This is a genomic window from Pseudoalteromonas sp. SG44-1, assembly GCF_014164315.1.
Taxonomy (GTDB): Bacteria; Pseudomonadota; Gammaproteobacteria; order Enterobacterales; family Alteromonadaceae; genus Pseudoalteromonas; species Pseudoalteromonas rhizosphaerae.
The window spans coordinates 1-222 of record NZ_JACJEW010000329.1 but is presented as its reverse complement, the minus strand read 5'-3'; the positions used below and the strand labels follow the sequence as shown (position 1 = coordinate 222).

The following is a 222-nucleotide window of genomic DNA, read 5'->3' as shown; positions in this document are numbered from 1 at the left end:
ATCGTGAACCTGCCATCCCACAATTTTTCGACTAAAAATATCCATCACTAAATACAAGTATAAAAATTCGCCCTTAACCGTTGTTGGCAAATATGTAATATCCCATGTGTAAATTTCGTTCACACCGGTTGCTGTGAGTGCTTTTGGTTTTTTTACCTGCCTGTTTGGCTTCACTTTTTCTCTATGCGTTAATAGGTGGTGACGTTTCATAACCCGATAAAA

The 222-nt window shown here is 37.8% G+C and carries 1 pseudogene; it reads right to left on the bottom strand.

The features are described from left to right. A pseudogene (locus H5187_RS24320) lies at positions 1-222 on the bottom strand (IS3 family transposase); the annotation flags it as partial.